The following is a 7,237-nucleotide window of genomic DNA, read 5'->3' as shown; positions in this document are numbered from 1 at the left end:
TCTGAATATTTTTATTTTCCTTTTTTTTACACAGACAAAAAAAGAGAACAAGGTGTTAATTTCACCTCATTCCCTCTCCGATTCTGCCTTATCATTTATTGACTCGCTGCCTACACCGTGTCGGTAAACGAGCTGTCCGCCAAACCATCCCCCAATCAGAAGAAAGATGAGCCCCAATACGGAGAGTGAAACTGAACTCATTAATCGCCATCCAGTAGGAATTTCCACACCTAATCGGATAAAAAAGCTACCCGTAAACATGGTTATTGCAGTAATAATAATGATCATATGTCGCATAGCGACTCGGTCAGCGGTCCCCTCTTGTGGAATGGCCAGAAAGTCTATCATCCCAGTAACTAGGGCAGGTATGGACATAACCAGCCCTATTGCAAGACTATAAAACGAAAAACTCCACCAGAACGAAGCATCTGTCCAGACTCCAAGTAGATCTCCAAGAAACGACACTGGTAAAAGTGCCATTGGAAAATGCGTAACAACAGGGTGTACCGGGTGACCAAATAACCTCAACCCTCTACGTTGTTTCATTTACAACCACTCCTACAAAATTCCAATCAGTAAAAGGACAAATGCAATCACTGTAGCTAAAGCATGAGTGACGATTAAACCTTTAGGATGAGGTTTCCGGCGTAAATGGTATGAAAACAGGACAAATCCGCCAAGAGCGGCAATAACGAATAGTATCAAGGCGATTATTGGCAGCAAACCTGCACTTCCCTGAACAACTCCAAGAATTAACGTAATAAGCCCGGCAGCCGCAACAACACCATGGATCAGCGATAGCCACATAGGTAAATCCCTCTGACGAAGCCCTAACACCCCAAGCAACAAACCACCAAGTGCAGCAACGGCAAAAAGAATAACAGATGAGAACAACATCTCTACAATCCCCTCCATTTTCAAATATTTTAAAAGGAAGATATTCTGAATTATCAAATAATTACTCGTTTAATTAGTTTTTTTTTGGCATATTAAGTAAAAAAGGCTCTTCTGGAGAAAACATGATTGATACGATTATGGTGCAGCTTGGAGAGGATTCATTAAAACAGGTCCTTTCTAGCATGACGGAAAGTCGGGTCCAACAATGGGAATTTCGGTTGCGTGGATTAAGTCTGAGTGAACGTGCAGCTGCTTTGAAGGATATTTATATGGAAAACGATTCATTTATCGATATGGAACAGAATGGGGAAGAAATTTTACTGATCGAGCGGAATTGTCCGTTCGCAAATGTTGCAATGAAGCGCCCGGCCCTTTGCAGCGTGACGGTTAACGTGCTCACAAGGCTGCTTGGACACCAAGTCGTCCGGAAAGAAACCTTCCAGAACGGCGACGGCCGATGCGTTTTCAGTATCCTTTCCAATCAACCGATTGACACCGAGTCCTATTCCTTTTTATTAGAGAAGGAACAAACTCTATCATAAAAGTGGTGCCTATCACTCCCCGAATCATGTCGATGAATTCGACAAAATACGGGTGGTGTCAGGCACTTAATGTTTGTTTATTTCACGAGCGATTGATTCCAAAATATACATAACTGGAATTTGGGTTGTTATATTTGAATTATTATACTTTTCCTCTGTTACATAGTAAGGTACATTTACATCTGAAAGTTTTGCAACCGTGCAATGTTGATTGTTTGTAATGCTGACAATCTTACTTCCTTCTTGTTTAAGTTGATTAATATGCGTAACAGTAAACCGATTTTCTCCTGATACAGACAAGGCGATCGTCGTACTGTTTTGTAAATATTTCGCACTAATTGGAAAGAGAGGGTCTTTTATGTAAAGTGAAAATTTACCCAAACTTGAGAAATACCTTGCCCCATACTCTGCTAATATTCCCGAACTCCCAATACCAATAAATATAACACTATCAGATTCTGCAATCATTTCCGCTGCATCCATGATATACGAATCGAGATTTCCTTTTAACGTCCGTTCCAGAAATTCAGATAAGGACTCTTGTGAACTTCTCAAATGAGGAGTTTGGTCTTTATCTAAAAATATCTTCAACTTCACTTTGAATTCCGAAAATCCTTCACAATCCACTTTGCGGCAAAATCGCAAGATCGTTGAAGTCGAAACGTGCGTCTCATTCGCCAATTCCCTTATCCGCATATAAATCACTTTATCACTGTTTTTAATAACATAATTATATAAAGACATCTCCAGATCATTAAAAGTGCTGATCGCTTCATTTGAAAACAAATAAATCCCCCCTCCAGTCGACCTTATTCATGAATTAACAAAAACTATTATGATTGGAATTATCATACCACATGTTTAAAAAAACATAGTGTTTTCACAAAGTAACAAATCACTATTAACGACAACTGTTACAAAAACCTTCCCTTCTATTTCCACCGGCATTATTTGGAGGTACACTTTCGATGAACAGAAAAACTTCATTGATATACACAGTATTTAAAAATATTCGGAGGTGCACAATCATGAAAAAAGGGATTAAAATTGTAACAATTGGCGGAGGTTCCAGTTATACTCCTGAACTTGTAGAGGGTTTTATTAAAAGATACGATGAACTGCCGATTAGGGAGTTATGGTTGGTTGATATTCCAGCAGGACAAGAAAAATTAAATATTGTCGGTTCTCTTGCCAAACGCATGATAGAAAAGGCCGGTCTCCCAATTGAGGTACATTTAACTCTTGATCGCCGTGAAGCACTTAAAGACGCAGACTTTGTAACCACTCAATTCCGTGTTGGATTACTTGATGCTCGTGCAAAGGATGAGAGAATACCATTAAAATATAATGTCATTGGCCAAGAAACAAACGGACCAGGTGGATTATTTAAAGGGTTGCGTACCATTCCAGTCATTTTGGAAATTTGTAAGGATATCGAAGAACTATGCCCTGATGCTTGGCTAGTAAACTTCACAAACCCTGCGGGCATGGTAACGGAAGCTGTACTCCGTTATAGTAATATTAAAAAGGTAGTGGGACTCTGTAATGTTCCTGTCGGCATAAAAATGAGAGCAGCCGAGATGCTAGAAGTGGCTCCTGAGAGAGTCGACATCGACTTCGCTGGACTTAATCATATGGTATTTGGTTTAAATGTTTATGTAGATGGTGTAAGTGTACTTGGTGACGTGATTGAAAAAATGGCGGACCCCGAAAATTCTATGAGCATGAAAAATATCAAGGCCATCGATTGGGAGCCTGATTTCCTTCGTGGGCTAAACGCGATTCCTTGCCCATATCACCGTTATTATTATAAAACAAGTGAAATGTTAGAAGAAGAGATGCGCGCAGCTAATGAAGAAGGCACTCGAGCGGAAGTTGTAAAGCAAGTCGAGAAGGAACTATTTGAACTTTATAAGGATCAAAATTTAGCGATTAAACCTCCTCAACTAGAACAACGCGGTGGTGCATATTATAGTGATACCGCTTGCAACCTAATTAATTCGATCTATAACGATAGACGTGACATCCAGCCAGTAAACACAAGAAATAATGGCGCGATTGCAAATATAGCAGATGACTCTGCTGTTGAAGTAAACTGTATCATTACAAAAGAAGGCCCTAAACCAATTTCAGTAGGTGAGCTTCCTGTTGCAGTACAAGGTCTTGTCCAGCAAATTAAATCATTTGAGCGTGTTGCTGCAGAAGCTGCCGTAACCGGAGATTATAATACAGCACTACTGGCAATGACCATAAATCCACTTGTACCTTCTGATACGATTGCAAAACAAATCTTAGATGATATGTTAGAAGCACATAAAGAATACTTACCACAATTTTTCACAGCCGTAGAAGCTTAAAGAACAGTCCCTATCAATCCCCGTGGACCAGACCAAAAGTAATCATAAACGTAGACAATCCCCAGGCTATTCAAAGCCTGGGGATTGCTTTATGATACCTGTGTAAAAGGGTGTAATATTAATGCTCCAGCACTTTTGCCCATGAGAAGCTTTACTGTACAAAATAATGGAACTTAGTTTGTGAGATGTTGGTAATACTCAAAAGCCTCTTTGTCAGTAAACCCTTCATGAACAACCTTAATGACCGCTTGAATCATTTCTTCGGGGTATTCAGATTGGAATATATTCCTTCCCATATCCACACCAGCTGCTCCACCTTGGATAGAGTTGTAGGCCAGTGTAAGGGCATCTTTTTCTGGTAATTTCTTACCGCCAGCCACGACTAATGGGACTGGGCAAGCTGCGGCAACTTTTTCAAAATCGTCACAGTAATACGTTTTAACAATTTGTGCACCAAATTCAGCCAGCATTCTTGTCGCTAACAAGAAGAAGTTAGTGGTGCGTGCCATTTCTTTACCAACCGCTACAACACCTAATGTTGGAATGGAGTATCTTGAGCCAAGGTTAACAGCTCGGTTCAACTCTTCGATGGTTTCCTTTTGCCCATTACTTCCAATGAATGTTTGAATCGCGATCGCACTTGCATTCATCTTAATCGCATCTTCCATATCCACCACCATGGATTCATGACTTAGGTCATCTTGGAGAACACTTGAACCAGAGGAAGCTCGTAAGGCTATCGCTTTATTAAAGGTCGGCGGGACACTACTTCGAATAGCCCCTCTAGTCCCCATTAAACAATCGGCATAATTTGCTAATCTAGGAATAAGCAAATCTAATCTCTCCAGCCCTGACGTAGGTCCCATGAAATAACCATGATCAAACGCTAACATGACCGTTTTACCAGTGTCCGGGTTAAAGATTCTCGATAACCGATCCTTCATTCCCCAATCATAATTGTTTGCACCTTTTACATGGTAATTCCCATTGTTCGCGAACGGTATACTCTCAGAAAAATCCTTTGCATTTTTGTTGCCCTGTGTATCAGCCATTTCTCCCACTCCTTTATAACAAATACTCTATTTAACTATTAAAAATCGTAGTTTTTCGTATTGTCTTTCGTAAATACAATCCGTTCAGGTAAAACAATAATGCCTGAATCATCTGCTGTATAATCATAGCCCTGGATGGTGTTCGGCTCTACTTTAACGGAACCCATATCAGGAACCTCCAAAGAGTCTCCAACTTTTAGTTCCTTTCCTTGTGCTAACCAATAAGCGACGTATACGGCAAGGGCACCTTGATCTTTTACATCCCATAAACCATGGTTGTTAATGGTACCGTTTTCAATAAATTGTCTCATTGAATTTGGAGAAGCAAAGCCTGTTATAATGACATCATCCGCTTTTAATCCTTTATTTTCAGCCGCTTGTGCCATAGCCGGAAGAGCGGTTGAGTCTGGGCAAATAACCGCATCAATATCAGGATAAGAACTTAAAATACTTTCTCCCACTTGTAATGATTTTTGTTCATTTGCATCACCAAATTGAGTCGTAACCAATTCCCATTTTGGATATTTTTCTTTAATATATTGGTTTGCGGCTTTAACCCATGAGTTTTGGTCTGGAACTGTCGGGCTGGAATAGAACCAGGCAATTTTCTTAGCCTCATCAGGTTTATCCATTTGCTGGGCAGCCATGTCAACAAGCATTTTTCCTAGGATATCTGGTGTACCCTGGTCCACATAAACAGAACGATATTTAGGATCAACATCTGAGTCCCATGTGACAACTTTAACGCCGGCATCTAACGCCTTTTTCAATGCTTGATTCAAACCGTCAGAAGAGACGGAAGAAATGGCAATCGCATCAGCACCGCTATTGACTGCACTATTAATAATTTGTACTTGATTAGCTACCGTTCCCTCAGGAGCACCATCGTACTTCACTTTAAAACCAACCTTCTTGGCCATTTCTTGTGCCCCATCGTTACCAGACTCAAAGAAGGCATTCCCTGTCATTTTTGGAATGAAAACCACCTGAATATCTTTAGGATCTTTCTTTTTACCCCTATCTCCGTCACCGGATGAATTTTCATTGGATCCGCAGGCAGCTAATAATAAAGTAAGAATCGCCAAAATACTTACTATTTTAATAGACTTTATTTTTCTCACTGTACCTAACCCCCAATATGTTGTTTTTGTGTTAAGATCCTTTTCATGTTCAATCTGAACTCTGGATTTATGCCCAAGAATGCGACAGATACGATAAGAAGAACACCAGTAGCTAATCCTATATACTGGGTGGAGACCCCGGCCATTTGTAATCCTATCTGCATAAATCCTAATATAATGCTAGCTAACGCTGTCCCTACAACACCCCCTTTACCTCCTGTGATTAATGTCCCTCCTAACACAACAACAGTTAGAATGGGCATTAGATACTCAGCACCATAATCAGCTCTTGCACTGCCTAAATAGGAAGTTAAAACAACCCCTGCCACACCGGCACTTAACCCTGACAAGACGTAGGTACTAGCAATGATTCTTTTCGTATTGATTCCAGAGTAATCAGCTGTGTTTTGGTTAATTCCAGTCAAGTATATATATCTGCCGTACCTGGTACGGTGCAGGAGAATATAAGCAATGAGAAACATGATCATAAATAAAATCACAGCATGAGGAATTCCCATGACCTCTCCATTGGCAATGCTGCTAAAATCCTCAGGAAATCCCGAAATTCCCTCATAAGTACTTACACCAGACAATCCCACCAGCACAATGGCAATCCCGCTATATAAAAGCATCCCGCCAAGGGTGATGACCATCGCTTGAACTCTTCCATAAGCAATCAGAACTCCATTAAGAAGGCCGCACAGCCCGCCAATTAAAATGGCACAAAGGATGGAGGCCCAGATATTGATCCCAACCACTTGCGACAAAAGACCTGTGACAACCGAGGTTAATCCAATAATCGAAACGCCCGAAATGTCTATTCCTCCTGTAATAACGACCAGTGTGACAAAAAAGCCAATAATGGCAATCGCAATAAAATCGTTAAAGCTATTTAACAAGATTGTGACATTCCAAAACCTTGGATTAATCATCCCAAAAACAATGATTTCAGCAATGATTAAGACGAATAAAGTAAGGTTCCATTTCGGGATTTTATTTAACATGTCATTTCTACACCTCCTTTTACAGAACCCTTGCATTTAATCTTAGTTTCTTTGCCTTTTTATTCGCATGAAACGCAAGCAGGGCATCAATCACTACAATAATGATCAATAGCGAACCCGAAATCGTATCATTCCAAAAGGCCGGAACTTTCATATAAACCAGAGCAGAGTTGATGGACGTTAAAATAATCGCCCCCAACGATGCCCCAACAACCGTTCCAATCCCGCCTATCAATGACACCCCCCCAAGAACACAAGCTGCGA

Annotated in this window: 8 protein-coding genes and 1 pseudogene; 2 read left to right on the top strand and 7 right to left on the bottom strand. The window is 40.5% G+C overall.

The genetic code is table 11. From position 1 onward, the window contains the following. Nucleotides 1–66: 66 nt before the first annotated feature. On the bottom strand, nt 67–546 hold the full coding sequence (locus V7659_RS04030) for a DUF2231 domain-containing protein (protein WP_335538275.1): 480 nt from the start codon (nt 544–546) through the stop codon (nt 67–69). A gap of 12 nt (nt 547–558) precedes the next feature. Then, nucleotides 559–897 (bottom strand): hypothetical protein, encoded by a 339-nt coding sequence (locus V7659_RS04025; protein ID WP_335538274.1) that lies wholly within the window; start codon nt 895–897, stop codon nt 559–561. Between the two features lie 122 nt (nt 898–1,019). On the opposite strand from V7659_RS04025, the gene V7659_RS04020 reads away from it, so the two are divergent. After that, a complete protein-coding gene (locus tag V7659_RS04020) occupies nt 1,020–1,439 on the top strand; it encodes a methanogen output domain 1-containing protein (protein ID WP_335538273.1) in 420 nt (139 codons plus the stop codon). Between the two features lie 66 nt (nt 1,440–1,505). Here the strand turns inward: V7659_RS04020 and V7659_RS04015 are convergent, their stop codons facing one another. Beyond that, nucleotides 1,506–2,225: a MurR/RpiR family transcriptional regulator gene (locus V7659_RS04015; RefSeq protein ID WP_335538272.1), complete on the bottom strand. Its 720-nt coding sequence runs from the start codon at nt 2,223–2,225 to the stop codon at nt 1,506–1,508. A 242-nt stretch (nt 2,226–2,467) separates the two neighbouring features. On the opposite strand from V7659_RS04015, the gene V7659_RS04010 reads away from it, so the two are divergent. After that, nucleotides 2,468–3,796: a 6-phospho-beta-glucosidase gene (locus V7659_RS04010; RefSeq protein ID WP_335538271.1), complete on the top strand. Its 1,329-nt coding sequence runs from the start codon at nt 2,468–2,470 to the stop codon at nt 3,794–3,796. A 173-nt stretch (nt 3,797–3,969) separates the two neighbouring features. Here V7659_RS04010 and lsrF read toward each other — a convergent pair whose 3' ends face one another. The 4 genes and pseudogenes from lsrF to V7659_RS03990 all read right to left on the bottom strand — a co-directional run. Next, nucleotides 3,970–4,848: a 3-hydroxy-5-phosphonooxypentane-2,4-dione thiolase gene (gene lsrF / locus V7659_RS04005; protein WP_335538270.1), complete on the bottom strand. Its 879-nt coding sequence runs from the start codon at nt 4,846–4,848 to the stop codon at nt 3,970–3,972. Nucleotides 4,849–4,886: 38 nt separating this feature from the next. After that, nucleotides 4,887–5,960, bottom strand: a complete 1,074-nt coding sequence (gene lsrB / locus V7659_RS04000; protein WP_335538276.1) for an autoinducer 2 ABC transporter substrate-binding protein LsrB — start codon at nt 5,958–5,960, stop codon at nt 4,887–4,889. Nucleotides 5,961–5,974: 14 nt separating this feature from the next. Continuing rightward, nucleotides 5,975–6,973: an ABC transporter permease gene (locus V7659_RS03995; RefSeq protein WP_335538269.1), complete on the bottom strand. Its 999-nt coding sequence runs from the start codon at nt 6,971–6,973 to the stop codon at nt 5,975–5,977. 19 nt (nt 6,974–6,992) lie between these two features. Continuing rightward, nucleotides 6,993–7,237, bottom strand: a pseudogene (locus tag V7659_RS03990) (ABC transporter permease subunit); the annotation flags it as partial.

The sequence above is a fragment of the Neobacillus drentensis genome (assembly GCF_036966985.1).
Lineage (GTDB): Bacteria > Bacillota > Bacilli > Bacillales > Cytobacillaceae > Neobacillus > Neobacillus drentensis_E.
The sequence above is the reverse complement of the archived record's forward strand: the minus strand, read 5'-3'. Positions and strand labels throughout refer to the sequence as shown.

Bases quoted from the DNA above. Each gene is read 5' to 3' on its own strand.
- V7659_RS04030 (WP_335538275.1), bottom strand. From the start codon at position 546: ATGAAACAACGTAGAGGGTTGAGGTTATTTGGTCACCCGGTACACCCT.
- V7659_RS04025 (WP_335538274.1), bottom strand. From the start codon at position 897: ATGTTGTTCTCATCTGTTATTCTTTTTGCCGTTGCTGCACTTGGTGGT.
- V7659_RS04020 (WP_335538273.1), top strand. From the start codon at position 1,020: ATGATTGATACGATTATGGTGCAGCTTGGAGAGGATTCATTAAAACAG.
- V7659_RS04010 (WP_335538271.1), top strand. From the start codon at position 2,468: ATGAAAAAAGGGATTAAAATTGTAACAATTGGCGGAGGTTCCAGTTAT.
- lsrF (WP_335538270.1), bottom strand. From the start codon at position 4,848: ATGGCTGATACACAGGGCAACAAAAATGCAAAGGATTTTTCTGAGAGT.
- V7659_RS03995 (WP_335538269.1), bottom strand. From the start codon at position 6,973: ATGTTAAATAAAATCCCGAAATGGAACCTTACTTTATTCGTCTTAATC.